This is a genomic window from Shewanella carassii, from assembly GCF_019670705.1.
Lineage (GTDB): Bacteria > Pseudomonadota > Gammaproteobacteria > Enterobacterales > Shewanellaceae > Shewanella > Shewanella carassii.
Map to the genome: position 1 here is coordinate 854894 of NZ_AP024618.1, position 16422 is coordinate 871315.

At 53.6% G+C, this 16422-nt stretch carries 11 protein-coding genes; 7 read left to right on the top strand and 4 right to left on the bottom strand.

The features are described from left to right. The first annotated feature begins 485 nt into the window (after positions 1-485). Entirely contained in the window at positions 486-899 is a 414-nt protein-coding gene (locus tag K5621_RS03990) for an META domain-containing protein (RefSeq protein ID WP_100142519.1), read from the top strand. Positions 900-1033: 134 nt separating this feature from the next. On the opposite strand, the gene K5621_RS03995 is transcribed toward K5621_RS03990, so the two are convergent. Further along, complete coding sequence (locus K5621_RS03995) at positions 1034-1234, bottom strand: cytoplasmic protein (RefSeq protein ID WP_100142520.1); 201 nt, start codon at positions 1232-1234, stop codon at positions 1034-1036. Between the two features lie 144 nt (positions 1235-1378). Next, positions 1379-2779 carry a cytochrome C biosynthesis protein gene (locus K5621_RS04000; RefSeq protein ID WP_221050487.1) on the bottom strand — a complete coding sequence of 467 codons (1401 nt, stop codon included), beginning with the start codon at positions 2777-2779 and terminating at the stop codon, positions 1379-1381. Between the two features lie 288 nt (positions 2780-3067). Between K5621_RS04000 and K5621_RS04005 the strand changes: the two genes are divergently transcribed. Continuing rightward, complete coding sequence (locus K5621_RS04005) at positions 3068-4960, top strand: methyl-accepting chemotaxis protein (RefSeq protein WP_221050488.1); 1893 nt, start codon at positions 3068-3070, stop codon at positions 4958-4960. Positions 4961-5102: 142 nt separating this feature from the next. Here the strand turns inward: K5621_RS04005 and K5621_RS04010 are convergent, their stop codons facing one another. Next, the gene (locus K5621_RS04010; protein ID WP_100142523.1) at positions 5103-5522 is read right to left on the bottom strand and encodes an OmpA family protein; all 420 of its coding nucleotides are present in this window, start codon (positions 5520-5522) and stop codon (positions 5103-5105) included. A gap of 547 nt (positions 5523-6069) precedes the next feature. On the opposite strand from K5621_RS04010, the gene ohrR reads away from it, so the two are divergent. From ohrR to K5621_RS04035, 5 genes are all read left to right on the top strand, one after another. Then, positions 6070-6501 carry a transcriptional regulator OhrR gene (gene ohrR / locus K5621_RS04015; protein WP_221050489.1) on the top strand — a complete coding sequence of 144 codons (432 nt, stop codon included), beginning with the start codon at positions 6070-6072 and terminating at the stop codon, positions 6499-6501. 13 nt (positions 6502-6514) lie between these two features. Continuing rightward, a complete protein-coding gene (locus K5621_RS04020; RefSeq protein ID WP_221050490.1) occupies positions 6515-7702 on the top strand; it encodes an FAD-dependent oxidoreductase in 1188 nt (395 codons plus the stop codon). 73 nt (positions 7703-7775) lie between these two features. Continuing rightward, the gene (gene rlmC / locus K5621_RS04025; protein WP_221050491.1) at positions 7776-8909 is read left to right on the top strand and encodes a 23S rRNA (uracil(747)-C(5))-methyltransferase RlmC; all 1134 of its coding nucleotides are present in this window, start codon (positions 7776-7778) and stop codon (positions 8907-8909) included. A 163-nt stretch (positions 8910-9072) separates the two neighbouring features. Further along, positions 9073-10257 (top strand): chromate efflux transporter, encoded by a 1185-nt coding sequence (gene chrA / locus K5621_RS04030; RefSeq protein WP_308419681.1) that lies wholly within the window; start codon positions 9073-9075, stop codon positions 10255-10257. Between the two features lie 101 nt (positions 10258-10358). Then, entirely contained in the window at positions 10359-12017 is a 1659-nt protein-coding gene (locus K5621_RS04035; protein WP_221050492.1) for a methyl-accepting chemotaxis protein, read from the top strand. A gap of 93 nt (positions 12018-12110) precedes the next feature. Here K5621_RS04035 and fdhF read toward each other — a convergent pair whose 3' ends face one another. After that, entirely contained in the window at positions 12111-16358 is a 4248-nt protein-coding gene (fdhF, locus tag K5621_RS04040) for a formate dehydrogenase subunit alpha (RefSeq protein WP_221050493.1), read from the bottom strand. Between the last annotated feature and the right edge of the window lie 64 nt (positions 16359-16422).

Genomic DNA, 16422 nt, shown 5'->3' on the forward strand with positions numbered 1-16422 from the left:
ATCGGGACTGGGTTTCAGTAACTTGCTTGAGCCAAGGCCGTAGTGGTCAAGTTAAATTGGCTACTGAATGAATATTTTGAATTGAAAGATGATTTGTTTTACTCACCTTTACTGAGCATGTTTTATTGTTAGTGTCTTTTGGGGACGTAAGGTAAAAATAGCCGTTTAAATCCAGTGTTGAATACGCTGTTTTTTAGCGAATTGGTAATGCTACTGGTGATAACAAGATGAAATGAGCTATATCTGAGTCGATTGATATCATGCACCCGGGAAGCGGTTCACAATTACTTCTATCAAGGTCATCCCGGTGGATATAACAGCCATCACTCAGCATTGCCACCTGGTGTTAACATATTTTGCGTCATGTAGCTTCAGTGGCCAGTTGAGACACCGAATTAGTCTTATCAATCTCCGTTGCCCCTCTTTTTTATCCGCCTTATTCTTGTCACACTATAAGAGTTCAATAAACCAATGGAAAAATGACCATGATTAAAAAAACGCTCGTAGCCGCAGCGCTGCTTTTGGGGTTGGCAGCATGCCAAACCACTCCTGATACCCAGGGTCAGCCTTTGCCACTGGAAGGTAGCTGGCATGTGGAAAGTATTCTGGGGCAACCGACAATAGATTACAGCCCGGCACAGTTGGTTTTTGCCGATGATGGTAAGCTCTCCGGTAATAACAGCTGCAACAATTTCTTTGGAACATACTCTCTGGAAGGGCAGAAGTTGAAACTGGTTCCGGCTGGTAGCACGATGAAAGCTTGTGTCGATGCACTTATGGCTCAGGAACAACTGGTAATGCAGGTCTTACCCCAAGTGGTTAAAGGTGAAATCCAGGATGGCAAATTGTTGCTTCTGGGAAGCGATGAGCGGGTGTTAATGCAGCTTTCAAGCCTTTGATATCAAGCCTGGACAGTGACAATATCTGACTTAATACCCAAAAAAGAACCCAGCGATGCTGGGTTCTTTTTTGGGTATTAAGTCAAAGTGGCAAATTGGGAGCGCCGATGAGTTAAATAGCAGCGCCGAGCAAATCAAGCCGTGGTATTGATATTACGGCCTATATTTCCAACGGGGGCAGCTGGCTCCTGCGCGGGTGTAGCGGCTTGGATCAGTTGCAGTGCAATTTCGCCTTCGGCTTGTTGCTGTTGCTTGGCTAACTGGGCGACTTTAACACCGACAGCACCGGTATCCATATTCACAGACAGCGGCTGAGAGTTGAGAGAGACTGTCATGGCTTTCCTCGGGGTTGGAGAGTCGCATTACGGGACTCGGGCATTATCTTGTTATCGGCATCAATAGCTATAACTTTAGCCTAAATCCCGCAGGTTCGGCAAAGAAGCCAAGCCGCCATCTGGCGACTTGGTTATGCTGAACCATCAAGCGGCCTTGCGGCGGCGTTCCAGGAATTTTCGGCCCATCACTATCAGGATCGTGACGACTATGGCGCCAATAATTAGCCCCAATGCCAGGCTGACGCTCTGCAGCGCTGCGGGATTGACCGCCAGGGTGCCACCCAATCCCAACATCATGACGCCGGACATCAGTTTTAGAGTTTGCCCCTCTTTCTCGGTCAGCTTGCGCTTGCCGAGAGTCATGCTGAAGGCGATCACTATGATGGCCAGTGGGATAACGTAGACGATGTTATACAGAACCAGGTACATGTAACGTTCGAAGCTTGGCAGATTATGCATCGAAAGCACACTGGTGTAGATCATCGGGAAGCCCGCGGTACACAAGAGTTCATAGGCGTTGGCCAGAATCGCCAATACTGTGGTGCCGGCTATCATGGTCGCCAGGCTGGAGGCGCTGGATAGTTTGCCCATGCGCTTGATAAGTCCGCTGCGGTTTTCCGCCGACATCGAGAGGGTCACTTCCCCCTTGGTAAAGAAGTAGTCTTTGATGTTGATAGTGCCGGCTATCAGCGCCAGGATCCCGGCCGCTAGAATAATCATCCCGCCATCACTGCCAGCCCCCAGCAATTGGAAGATGTTGAGCCAAGCGGTCATAAACAGGAAGTAAATAAAGCCAGAGAAGAACACGAAGATGCCTCCTACCAGCAGCATACGGCCGCGGCTCTTGGCGTTGACCATGATGGACAACAGGAACAAGAGCACAAAGAAGGCGCAGGGGTTAAAGGCATCGACACCGGCAAGTACCAGCGTAAGGATCGGCAGTGACATGGTTTCCGGCGTCACGACTCCCACCAGAGGCAATTCCACCGGCTGCACTTCGGGCTCTGCCGCCAGTGCCGTTGCATCACAGGTGCCATTGCCACCGTCATTGGCGCAAGTGCCAAACAGGGGCGCTTGGGATGAACCTGACGCAGATTGTGATGATGACTGCCCGGGCATCTCTTCCTGAGGTAACTCCCCGCCCGCTTGGAGGTAACAGTTCTTGAGACGATTGAGCAGGAATTGGCCGGTCACTTCTTCACTGGAATAACCTATGATGGCTTTGCCACAGGTGGCCATATAAGGCACTGAACGTGCTTCCGTGCCGGTCGCTTCAGCCAACTGTTGCCAAGTCTCTTGGGTACCCGGTGCTCCCACCATCAAGGAATGCAGCTCAATCCAGGGATAACGTTCTGCTAAGGAGTCGATAAAGGGATGTGCCTCGGCACAATGTGGGCAAGTCTTGGACCAGACAAAATATAACGGGATCTTGATCTGTCCCTGCTGATCTACCTGTTGCCACTGATTGGGTGTCATTTGAGTTTCAGTGGCGGCGAGGCCTGTGCTGAAGCTCAGTATCAGGCAGAGGAGGATATTTCGTAACATAAGCTTACCTGTGCAAGAGGAATAGAATATTCACTGATGTACTCATGGCCATATTGAAGCCACAAGTACCCTACATACACTTTACTCCAAGGCTGGGAAGTTCATGATAGAGCGGCTTTAAAACTGTTATCGGACTCGAAAAAGTCTCTAAAGTGAGACGCATAGATATTTGTTAATGTTTGTCTAATAAAACTGCATGCAGGCGTAACTATCTGCACTGATGATTTCAGTAATTTACTTTTTTGTCGCTTTACCTTTACTCCCCTTTAAATATCTATAGGACTCCTTATGCAGTTCACGCTTAAAGCCCGCTTACTGCTGGTCAGCTTGGGTGCCGTCTTTCTCACGGTTGTAGCCTTGGTTGGCCTTTCTTCCTCTTCCATTCGTGACAACGCCATGCAGCGCACTCAACATGAGGTCGATCAACTGGCAACGACCTTTGCTGGCGGTATTGGACAATGGATGGTTGATAGACAACAGGCGATCAGCAGCTTGAGGGGCACACTGCAGCGGAATCTTGACGTTAATATCACGCCTTTTCTAATGCAAGCCCATGAGGCCAGCGGTTTGGCTCTGACCTATTACGGCGATGAAAAGGGCAACATGTATCGCCAGGATCCTAACTTGCAGCGAGCAGGTTATGATCCCCGAGTCAGGCCTTGGTATCGAGATGCCAAACGCGCAGGAGCCATGATAATGACGGTTCCTTACTTTAGTGCCACCATGCAAAAGCCTGTGGTCACCATTGCAGAACCCTTGCTTCAGAATGGTCAGATACAAGGTGTGGTGGCAGCCGACTTAACCATTGAACAGCTGACAGAGGCTGTGCGAACCCTCAAGGTGCCGGGGGATGGCTATGCCGTGATGCTGGAGCGTAGTGGTTTAATTATCAGCCATCCAGACAAGGCCCTGAATGGTCAGCGAGTTAATCAACTTGGTGGTATTTTTACACCCCAGTGGTTCAGCGCCGCTATCAGGGCCAATACCGTTGATGAGATGAAATTTGCCGGTAGTGACAAACTCTTTTATGTCGCAGCCGTACCTCATACGGATTGGGCATTGATGTTTGTCATGGATAAGGCGAGCATCATGGCCGAGGCTACTGAGTTAGCCTGGTGGATGTCGGGAGTCGGCGCCTTGTTTTTGGTGGGTTTTGGTGGCCTGTTGGTATTGGTGTTTAAGAGTCAGTTTTCCGATCTGGAGCGGCTTGCCAAGGCGCTCAACGATATTGCAGAGGGAGAGGGCGATCTTACCGTGCGTATCGAGACCCGTAATCAACACGATGAAATTGGCACTCTGGCCAGCGGATTCAACCGTTTTGTTGAACGCCTGCATGGCATGATCTCCCGTATGAATGAAATTGCTCAGCAATTGGGTGAACAAGCTCAACAGACCCGTGACTCTGCCGAGGATAGCCGTCGACGTATCGAGGGTCAGCAAGATGAAGTCACTATGGTCGCGACCGCCGTCACTGAAATGGCCGGTGCCACCGAGGAGATAGCTGGCAATGCGGAGCAGGCGGCCCTGACGGCGCAGTCGGCGGTTGGCCTGTCTGGCAGTAGTCAACAACAGGTACAGCAAAGTCAGGAATCGATTCACTGTCTGGCACAGGAAGTGGCGACCGCCAGTGAAATTATCGGTGAGCTCAATGAACATTCACAGAAGATCAATAGTATTTTGCTGACCATCAGCGGTATTGCCGAGCAGACGAATCTCTTGGCTCTGAACGCCGCCATTGAAGCTGCCAGAGCCGGTGAGCAGGGGCGTGGCTTTGCCGTAGTGGCCGATGAAGTCAGGGTACTATCGCAGCGAACGCACGCGTCCACGCAAGAGATCCAGGCCATGATCGAGACACTGCAAATGACAGCGACTAAGGCTGTGAATTCCATGGCGCAGAGCCATCAGATGGCGGAAACCAGTGTGATGGATGCCGAATCGGCCAGCGCCAGCCTGGAGCAGATAAGCCAGGCGATCGCCCAGATATCCGATATGGCGAGCCAGATAGCGGCCGCGGCCGAAGAGCAAACCTCCGTGACCGGTGAAATCAATCGCAATACTGAATCGATTCGCGAAGTTTCTCTGCTTTTGTCGCAGGAGGCCAACAGTGCCACCACTAAGGCACAGCAACTGGCTGAGTTGTCTGATTCACTACGTCATGAAGTGGGGCGTTTTAAGCTCTAGTGGCGGTCTCGGGTTGCCATCACTCTTGGTTATTGATAACGGAGAGTGATGGCGGATAAGCGCTGACAGTAAGGGGAACGGTTGAGACAACTGGGCCAGTAAGCTCGCCGCCGTTTATCACTATGACCTGTAAAAAACGGCGTTACTCGGCGCTGCGCGGTTTTTCTATGGTCGCCAGCATCTGTTGGTTGTTGCACCAATGCAGGCTCACTTCGCGGTTGTCTTTATGGGTCGCGGTACGGATCCGGGTGACGATAGGTTGGGGAAAGTTCGCTGCCGTTAAATACTCTTTAACCCTTTCGATGCGTCTATTGGCAAGCCACATATTATATTTTTGTAACTCTTCATCACCGAGAGATTTATCCATATTGAATTCCAATAATAGATAGCCGCTTGAATTACTGCTGTTGTCGGCAACAATTTTATCCAGTTGTAAAGAATCACGGGCGCTGAAATAAGAGCTGTTCTTGGCATAATCGATATTACCAAGCAAGATGCTTTTTTCGCAGGCGGCTTGGGATACCCCGGCAAACAGCAGTAACCCCAGTATTAGGACACGCATATCATTCTCCTTTGATTATGTCGTTATTATTGTTTTGGTCCACTTTTGAGGCGCAAATTTAATCGATTGTCAGGAATAAATCAATTTTCTATGAAAACTGTTCTAAAAGAGAGGAACGTCATAATACAGTATGAATGACGGGAAAATGTCACCGAAAATATAAATTTAGTCATACTGACATTTATTTGTTTCGTTGCCAATAAATTGACTTAATAATAATTGTAAATAACACCTTACTGATTCAATTGCATCTTTCCCATAGCAGACTCAAGTGATGGCTTGAGGAAGGGGCTAAGCGAAAGCGGGCCTGGAGTTACCTCTGGATAAAGTCATCATAATGCCGTTTGGGGCCACCTATTGAGGTTCGCTCAAGAGGCATTGCAGGCCTGTAAGCCGACGCAGAGCACGCATGGGACTTGTTCGCACCTTCCCTAGTTTGACGCTGATGAGAAGTGCTTTTCAATCTAATTATTAAAACGTTGGCTCGATATTTTGGGTGGAGGCAAGTATATTGTGCACAATGTAAGTTGTTTTTTCGGGTTGGCTCATGTCAAACAATCCCCTGTGCCTGGAAAACCAGGTTTGCTTTTCACTATACAGCGCCGCCAATGCTATGGTGCGGGCCTACCGGCCTGTGCTCGATGCCCTGGATCTTACTTATCCACAATATCTGGCCATGTTAGTGCTTTGGCAGCACAAGGGCATCAGTGTCAAGGCGCTGGGTGAGCGTTTACATCTGGATTCAGGTACCTTGACGCCCTTGCTCAAACGCCTGGAAACTAAAGGCTTGCTGTTAAGAGGCCGCAGTGAACAGGACGAGCGGGTGCGGGTACTGACGCTCACCGATGCCGGGCAGGCTTTGCAAGCGCGCGCCGCCGATGTGCCTGAGCAGATGCTGTGTCGCAGTGCCATGCCGCAGGCTGAGCTGCAACAACTGAAAAGCTTGTGTGACACCCTGTGGCAGCAATTGGAACGTTAACGGAAAGAGGCTGATGGAACAGGTCGATCTGGCAATCATAGGTGGCGGCATCTCCGGCGTGGCGGTGGCGCAGTGCGCGGCGGCGGCCGGTTATTCCGTGGTGCTACTGGAAAAGTCCACTCTGGCGGCAGGCACCTCCTCCCAGTCCAGCAAACTGATCCATGGCGGCTTACGTTATCTCGAATCCGGACAACTGGATCTGGTGCGCGAATCGCTGCGGGCCCGGCGCGAGTTATTGCGTCTGGCGCCAACCCTGGTCAAGGCCGTTCCTTTCTTTATCCCGGTTTATCGTGACAGTCGCCGCGGCGCCTTGACCCTCAGGGCCGGCCTCAGCCTCTACGGCTTGCTGAGCGAGTTTGACCGCCTGGGCCGTTTTCGTAGCCTGCCGGCCAGGGCTTGGGGAAGCTTTCCCGGGCTCAAGCTGGCGGGAATGACTCATATGTTCCAATACTGGGATGCCCAGACGGATGATGCTTTGCTGACCAAGGCGGTGGCCGATAGCGCCAGGCTGCTCGGTGCCGATATCCGCGAGGGCGCCGAGTGTTTGACAATAGAGCATGAGCCTCAGGGATGTAAGCTGAGTTACCGGGATGCGGATGGCGACAAAATGCTGCACTGCCGCTTTCTGGTCAACGCCGCCGGCGCCTTTGTCAACGAACTGCTGGCGCGGGTGACACCGCCCATAGCCCAGACGGCAATAGACTGGGTGCAGGGGAGTCATTTGCTTCTGGATATTCCTGCGCCGCCCGGGGTGCTCTATCTGGAATCCTGCTTCGATGAGCGGGTGGTATTCGTGATGCCTTGGTACGGCAAGACGCTGGTAGGCACCACGGAAACCCTCTGCCAGGGACCGGTTCCGCAGATCACCCGAGAGGAGATAGCATATCTGCTGGGGATCTATCGGCACTATTTTGGAGGCTCTGGCAGTTTCACGGGTGCTGTCACTACAGAGGCGCTTGAAGCCAAGGTATTGGCGCATTTCAGTGGCATGCGGGTGCTGCCCAAGGGCGATGGCGATGCCTTTGGTCGGCCGCGAGAGGTACAGTTGTACCAGCGTTATTCCCATCCCAGGTTGCTGACGCTCTACGGCGGCAAGTTAACCACCTTTCGTGCCACCGCCAAGGCGGTGACGGCAGAGATAAGCAAGGTGCTTGGCAAACGCAGCCCCAAAGCGGATGTCGACAAGCTGATGCTGGGATGATTTTTAGGGTGAAACAGGCTAAAGTGTGCCGCTTTTGCCGCCGGGCTAAATTGGAAACTTGGGATATATCAGAGTGAGATGTGACTTTTTTGCGCAGGGCAAGTGCCGCTCCTGTACTCACATAGAAACGCCAATGGTGCAACAACTGGCCGCCAAGAGTGAGCAGTTGGCGCAGTTGCTCAGCCCCTTTACCCCCTTTGAACTCTTGGCCCCTGTCAGCGGGCCGTCCCTGGGTTTTCGCAACAAGGCCAAGATGGTGGCACTCGGGGCCGCCCATCAACCCATTCTGGGGATAGTCTCCCCGAGTGGTGAGGCCGTGAGCCTGTGCGATTGCCCTCTCTATCCTGCCGATATGCAGGCCTTGCTGCATCGGCTTGAGCTGTTTGTGCGTCAGGCCGGGATCCCACCCTATCGGGTAGATAAGGCCAAGGGCGAACTCAAGTTTGTGTTGTTGACCCGCGCCGAGACAAGCGGCGACTTTATGCTCAGGTTTGTGTTGCGCTCCAGGCAATCCATCGAACGGATTGAGCGTGAGCTGCCAAAGCTGCTGGCCGAGTTTCCTGCCATCAAGCTGGTATCTGTGAATCTGCAGCCAGTTCATATGGCCAGGCTCGAAGGTGAACAGGAGATTTTTCTCACCGAGGCGCAACGTCTGGAGGAGTCCTTCAATGGCGTGCCTCTCTATATCCGCCCCAAGAGCTTCTTTCAAACCAACCCACAAGTGGCGGCGGCCCTTTATCAGAGCGCCAAAGACTGGGTCAGTGAGCTGAAGCCTGAGTCGATTTGGGATCTCTTCTGTGGTGTCGGCGGTTTTGGGCTGCACTGCGCCAGCAAAGACACAGAGCTTACGGGGATTGAAATCGAGGCTGAAGCCATCGCCTGCGCCAAGTTATCCGCCGAAAAGCAGGGGCTTGAGCGGGTGAACTTCAAGGCGCTGGATTCGGGCAGCTTTGCCGCGGCGCAGTCGGCAGGCCAGGTACCGGATCTTATGATAGTCAATCCGCCGAGACGTGGCATAGGCGCCGAGCTTTGCCAGGCCATTTCGACCTTTGCGCCGCCGCACCTGCTCTATTCCAGCTGCAACCCTGAATCTTTGGCCAAAGATCTGGCGGCAATCAGTGGTTATCGTGTGCGCAAGGTGCAACTGTTCGATATGTTCCCGCACACGGATCACTATGAGGTATTGGTGCTGTTGAGTCGCAGCTGAAGTTTATTATGAGCCTCTGCTGTTAAGTGCTCTGCCGCTTTTCTGGCTGCTGGCCAGTTGCCAGGTGCAATGAGTCAGCAAGGTGAGTTTCAAGCCATTTGCTAACCGTTGGCCGCAATAGTTTTTACTATATAAGGTAAATGTCACATATGCGTCATACAATGTGGCCTGGGTAAGTAAGCAGTGGGTTGACTATTTGATGTGGCAGATATTTGTTCGTTTTTTTGCTTTAGGGCTGGTGAGTTTTGGTGGTCCGGCGGCACATATTGGGTATTTTCGTAAAACCTTTGTCGAAGAGTTGCGCTGGCTCGATGATAAAGATTATGCGTCCTTGGTGGCTTTGAGTCAGTTCTTGCCCGGTCCGGGATCGAGTCAGGTCGGTTTTGCCATAGGTTATCGCCGCGGTGCCTTACCCGGGGCAATATTGGCCTTTCTCGGTTTTACCTTACCTTCTTTTCTGTTGATGTTTCTGTTGGCGGTCAGCAGCTATCAGTACCTTTCCAATGATTTATTTCAGGGAGTTATCGCCGGACTCAAGCTGTTGGCTGTGGTGGTAGTGGCCGATGCAGCTTGGGGAATGTTCAAGCAGTTCTGTCGCCAACCTATCACACAGCTAATGGCGCTGCTTAGTGCCATTATCCTGCTTTTGTTGCCGGGAAACCTGACTCAATTATTCGTGTTGGTTGCCGCGGCGGTTATCGGTTTTTATTGGCTCAATCGCGATATGCCCGTGCCATCGAATCCGAGAAGTATGCAGCTGAATTGGAGTGCCTTGCTGATCTTTCTGTTTTTGCTGTTGCTCAGTGGCCCTCTGCTTGCCAGTCCCTTGGCCGAACTCTTCAACCAGTTTTATCAGACCGGCACCATGGTGTTTGGTGGGGGCCATGTGGTGCTGCCTTTGCTTGAGAGCCAATTGGCAAACAGCATAGATCATGACAGATTTTTGACCGGCTACGCCCTAGCGCAAGCCGTTCCCGGCCCTATGTTCAGTTTGGCGGCTTATTTGGGGGCTGAATTGTGGCCGCAAAATGCCTTGGTTGGCGCCCTGGTGGCTACGCTAGGCATCTTCCTTCCGGGCTTTTTACTCTTACTGACGGTGATCCGCGGCTGGCAGGGGATTGCCGAACGCCCCCAAATTGCCGCCATGGTGATGGGAATCAATGCGGCGGTTGTTGGCTTGTTGTTAACTGCACTTTATCAACCGGTATTCAGTAGTGCGGTCACAGGGCCAGTCTCTATGGCTATGGTATTAGTGGGCTTGATTATGCTTAAACTGTGGCGTTTGCCTTTGGTTTTGCTGGTGTTTGGATATGCCTCGATGGGCGCATTATCAAGGTTGATCTCGTAACATAAATGGTCAAACTTTGATCTCTACCTTTTTTTTCTACGAACTTAGTTGGAACAAAGTGACTATAATTTACAAAGGTAAATTTCTTGGGGGTATGCAAAGTGTCTAGTCTGAGTTTAAGAAATAAGTTGTTGTTACTTTCTCTATTACCGTTGCTGACGGTGTCCATTGTACTGATGTTGTTATCATGGACAGTGGAGTCGGATGCATTAAAAAGTGAAGTAACCAACTTCAGAGAAAAACTGCTCCATGAGCGTCGTCAGGAATTGGTTCATGTCACTGAAGTCGCTAAGGAAATCGTTGTTTTCCAACGTTCCCAAGGGAGTGACTATAAGGCTGCTTTGCGAGATGTACGCTTTGGCAGTGCCGGTTACTTCTTTGTCTATGACGGCAATGGCAAGAATCTGTTTCATGCCCTACTGCCTGAGCTGGAAGGTACAGATCAGATAGGAATGACGGACCCCAAAGGGACTCGGATTATTGTCGGATTACTCAATGCGGCCCGCAGTGGTGATGGCATTATGACCTATTACTATCAGAAGCCTGGCACGAATGAACTGGTGGAAAAGATAGGTTATGCCGCGATGATCCCTGGCACTGACTGGATTATCGGCACCGGTGCCTATGTCGATGATATCGATGCCTCCGTTGCCGAATATGAGCAGACGGCGTTGGAAGCGATGAAGGACAAACTATGGCTGACACTGATGATAGTCATAGTGATCACCGTTGTGACCGCTGCCATCATATTGTTTGCTGCCCAGCGTACTGTGACTCCTATTCGCAACATGCTGGATAACCTCAACGATATCGCTGAAGGGGAAGGCGACCTGACCAAGCGCCTGCAAGTGCGAGGGGATGATGAAATCGCTCAGCTGGGACAGGCCTTCAACCGCTTTGTCGACAAGCTACAACGTATTATTCGTGATGTCACCACGGCAACCCATGAAGTGCAGGATGCGGCTGGCTCGATTCACTCCCAGACACAGGCCATTGCAGCTCAACTGGTGAATCACAACAATGAAACCGATCAGGTGGTGACCGCCATTACCGAGATGTCTTCTACTGCCCAGGAAGTGGCGATGAACACAACTCAGGTAGCGGAAGCCACTCATGTGGCTACCGATGAAGTCGCCAAGGCTCAGGAGTGCGTCGATACTTCGCTGACCGAGATCTCCACCCTGATGGCGGAAATCAACAGCGCCGCCAATCATATTCAATCGCTCAGCGAGCAATCACAGCGGATCAACAGCGTCTTGTCTGTCATTGGCGGCATCGCCGAGCAGACCAACTTGTTGGCATTGAATGCGGCAATTGAGGCGGCCCGTGCCGGTGAGCAAGGACGGGGCTTTGCCGTGGTGGCCGATGAAGTGCGCAGTTTAGCGAGTCGCACCCAGGCCAGCACCTTGGAGATCAATGAGATGCTCAGCGAGCTGCATCGCTTGGTGAGTCAAGCCGTGGCCGCCATGGAAGAGAGTCAGCAGAGCTGTCATCGCAGTGTCGAATCGTCTAAGTTGATCTCAGAAAGTTTGGGAGCGGTAACCAGCTCTGTCACTTCCATCAATGATATGAGTACTCAAATTGCCACCGCTGCCACAGAGCAGAGTTCGGTGACCGAGGAGATTAACCGTAACGTTTATGCGATTCAGGAGATAGTTGCCGAGTTGCTGCATTCTAGTGAGGATGCCGCCAGAGTCAGTCAGACTGTGTCTCACAGCGGTGATAATCTGGGACAACTGGTCAATCAGTTCAGAGTCTAATCTTGCTTGAGAGCTCAGTTGCAGGAATGAGCAACTAAAGAAAAATAAAACGGCGCCAATCAGGCGCCGTTTTTTATGGAACTCAGTTTAAGTTTAGGAAGCCAAAGGCGCCTCGACGCGCTCAGCCTTGACGGCACACACCTTGAACTCAGGAATATGAGCCACGGGATCCAGCGCATTGATAGTCAGTTTGTTGGCCGCGGCTTCCACGAAATGGAATGGCAGGAACAAGACTCCAGGCTGAGCCCGGCGGCTGACAAAGGCCTGAATGAATATCTCACCACGGCGGCTTTCCAGTTTGAGCCAGTCGCCCTTGTCGACGCCCAAACGCTCGGCATCCTCAACCGAGATCATCACTCTGGGGGAGCCGAGTTCGTCCAGCCCGGCGGTTTTACGGGTCATGGTGCCGGTGTGGAACTGCTCCAACAGGCGTCCGGTCGACAGCATCAAGGGGTAATCACCGCCCGGCAGCTCAGCCGGTAAACGATAATTGACCGGTTGCAGTCGCCCTTTGCCGTGAGTAAAGCTGTTGCGGTGCAATACCCGGGTACCCGGATGTTGCTCATCTGGGCAGGGCCACTGCAACCCGGCCGGATTATCCGTGGTTCTGTGCCAACTGATCCCGGCGTAGCTAGGGGTCAGGGCCGTGACTTCCTGCCAAATTGCCTGTTCATCGCCATAGTGCCAGTCGGCGCCCATGGCATTGGCCAGCAGCTGTAGTATCTGCCAGTCCGGACGGGCACTACCTGGCGATTGCAAGGCGACTTCCAGTCGTTGAACCCGGCGCTCGGTATTGGTGAAGTGGCCGCGCTTTTCGGCAAAGGCCGCTGCTGGCAATACCACATCGGCCATGTCGGCAGTTTCGGTGAGAAAGATATCCTGCACCACCAAAAATGGCAGTTTTTTCAGCGCCTTGAGAACATGGGCCTGGTCAGGGTCGCTCAGTACCGGGTTTTCGCCCATGACAAACAGGCTCTGCAGCCGGCCATCCAAAATTGCCTGCATCATATGAGAGGCTGGAATACCTGTCTCAGGGCTCAGCTTGTCTGTGCCCCAGGCCCGCGCCAGTTTCAGCCGCGCAGCATCGTCATCCAGACGTTGATAGCCGCTGAAATAGTTGGGCAGGGCGCCCATATCACAGGCACCCTGGACATTGCTCTGGCCGCGCAAAGGGTTGATCCCGGCGCCGTCGAGTCCGAGGTTGCCCAGCAATAGCTGCAAGTTGGCAATGGCGGTAACATTGTCATGGCCTGTGGTGTGCTGGGTGATCCCCATGGCGTAGTAGAGGGCGGTCTTTTTGGCGGTACCCAGCATTTCGGCCATGGCCGCTATTTCGCCGCTGCTGACGCCTGTCACCCTAGCGGCCTGCTCCAGGCTGTACTCCGGCCGCAACAACTCTTCGCGCAAGGCCTCAAAGCCTGTGGTGCGGCTGCGGATATAGGCCTTATCATGCCAGTCGTTGAGCAGTATCTGCTGCATGATGGCGTTGAGCAGCATCACATCTGTGCCGGGGCGATGACGCACAAACAGCTCGGCGCTGTCGGCTATGCTGACCCGCTTGGGATCGGCGACCAGGAGTCTGGCCTTGCCGCGATTGACGACCGACTTGATCCTCGAGGCAATGATGGGGTGGGCGCAGTCGGTATCCGAGCCCAGGATAAAGATGAGATCTGAATCTTCTATTCCGGGAATGTCATTGGTCATGGCGCCGCTGCCGAGGGCATCGTAGAGCCCGGTCACAGTGGAGGCATGGCACAGGCGGGCGCAGTGATCTATGTTGTTGCTGCCGATAACGGCTCTGAACAGCTTTTGCAGCAGGAAGTTTTCTTCATTGGTGGCCTTGGCGGATGCCAGTGCGCCGAATGAACTCGGGCCAAACTGTGCCAATTGTTCTTGCCAGTGGGCGGCAATATAGCTGATGGCCGTTTGCCAGCTACAGGGTTCCAACTTGCCGTTACGGCGTATTAGTGGCTGGGTCAGGCGCTCTTTACTGTTGATAAAGTCGAAGCCGAAGCGGCCCTTGACGCAGAGCATGCCCTGGTTCACAGGTGAGCGCACATCACCTTCGGCCGCAAGGATACGATTCTGGCTAGTGTCTACCTTGAAGCGGATGCGACAACCCACGCCGCAATAGGTGCAGATGGTGCTGGTCACCTTGATGTCGGGGGCTTGTCCTTGGGTCTTGTGGCGGGCATCGACCAAGGCGCCGGTCGGGCACACCTGCAGGCAGTTGCCGCACTGAACACAATCGCTGTCAGCCATGGAGACGCTGAAACCGGCTCTGGGGGCCCGGCGTTCGCTATTGCCTCCCGGCAGCGCCGAGAATTGGTCGGCCTCAAAGCTGATCGCCTTGTGGCCGCTGCGGCGGTGGCAGATGTCAACACAGGCGCCGCAACTGATGCAGCGGTTGGCGTCGAAACGGATAAAGGGCGCACTCAAGTCTTGGGCAAAGTGTCTGGCCTGCAGCGCCGAGTCGCCACTGCTATCTTGCTCTAGCAAGCCCTGGCTGCTGACCTTGTATTCACTGGCGTAGTCTCGCAGGCGACAGTCCATATTGGCCTGACAGCCACATTCGAGGCAGCGTTTGGCCTCGGCTTCGGCCATTTGCGGCGTCAGTCCCAGCTCCACTTCGGCAAAGTTACTCAGGCGCTCGGCTACAGGTAACTCCGGCATCTTGACTCTGGCACTTTTCACCTGTGAGGGGAAAAGACCTTTGGGTAAATCCTGTTGGGACTTGAGCCCTATCGCCTTGCTGGCATTGAACGCCACCGGCGTCAGTGGGCAACTGAGCCCCTGATTGAACAGAGCATCTATGGCCTCGGCGGCGCGGCGACCATCGGCGACCGCTTCCACCGCAGTGGCGGGTCCGCGGCGTACATCACCGATAACAAACAGTTTTTCCAGCCCTGTACTCAATGTGATGTCGCAGCCGTTGATCGTATTCCAGCGGCTGAGCGCCGGAGCGCCTTGCAGCAGACGGTTTTCAGGCTGCTGCAGAAAGGCCAGATCCGGTGATTGGGACACGGCGGCGATCAGGGTATCAAACTCGCAGTCGAAGGTTTCGCCGCTGGGCTGAGGTCGGCGGCGGCCGGAGGCATCCGGTTCGCCTAAAGACATTTTTTCCAGCGTGACTCGTGCAAGACGGCCGTCACTGCCGGCATGGTTGGCCACAGGATTGGTCAGTAGTAGGAAGTGGATCCCTTCCTGCTCAGCTTCATGAATTTCAAAGGCTTCGGCCGGCATCTCCTCTTTGGTACGCCGGTAGATCAGGGTCACCTCGGCACCGAGGCGTCTGGCGCTGCGGGCACAATCTATGGCGGTATTGCCGCCGCCGACAACGGCTACCTTCTTACCTGTGACCAGCTGGTGGTCCATTGCCAGATCTTTAAGGTAGTCGACCCCGAGATAGCAGCCGGGCAGGTCACTGCCGGGATAGTCGAGTGGCACAGCCTTTTGCGCACCCATCGCCAGACAGAGGGCATGATACTCCTCGGCCAGTTTCGGCAGCAGGATATGCTCGCCTATGACTGTGTTGGTGTGAATGCGAATGCCGCTGCGCTCCAGCAGCGCTATCTCTTTATCGAGTATCGCCTTGGGCAGACGATACTCTGGAATGCCGTATCTTAGCCAACCACCGGCCTTGGGCGCGGCCTCAAAGATGTCCACTTCATGGCCCTGATTGGCGAGGAAAAAACCGGCGCTGAGCCCAGCGGGACCGGCGCCGATTATGGCCACCTTCTTGCCGCTGGGGTCGGCCTTGGGCGGTTGATAGGGTTCGGCATCGGCCAAATCCAGATCGGCGGCGTGGCGTTTTAGCTGACGTATTGCCAATGGCTCATCGATCAGGGCGCGGCGACAGGCGCTTTCACAAAATGCCGGGCAGACCCGGCCGATAGACAGTGGCAGAGGCAGGGTCTGCTTGAGGATCCGCACCGCTTCAGTGTGATTACCCTGACCGATATGATACAGGTAAGACTGCACATCGACGCCCGCCGGGCAGGCTTGCTGGCAGGGGGCTTCGCAATCGGCGAAGTGATCTTTCAAGATCCGTTTCAGCACCTGCTGCCGATGGCTGTGCACTGCCTGGGTATGATTCTTGAGCTGCATTCCGGCAACTGCCGGAGTCGAGCAGGCCAGCAGCGGTCTGTTTGTGTCGGCCATTATCTGGTCAACTCGGGTCAGTTGGCACAGGTGTTGATCGGCGCCTTCTGTGGTAGCCGCGTGTGCGTCTGTATGGTGACACAGACAAGGAATGTCGATGCCGGCCCGCTGGGCCGCTTGCAACAGGGTCTCGCCCTCAAAGGCGCTGACGGCCTGGCCGTCGATATAGATCTCAAACATGGGCAGCCTTGTTATTTGCTCACCTTATTCGGTAATGGTGAAGTAGGGACTAATTAAGCTGATA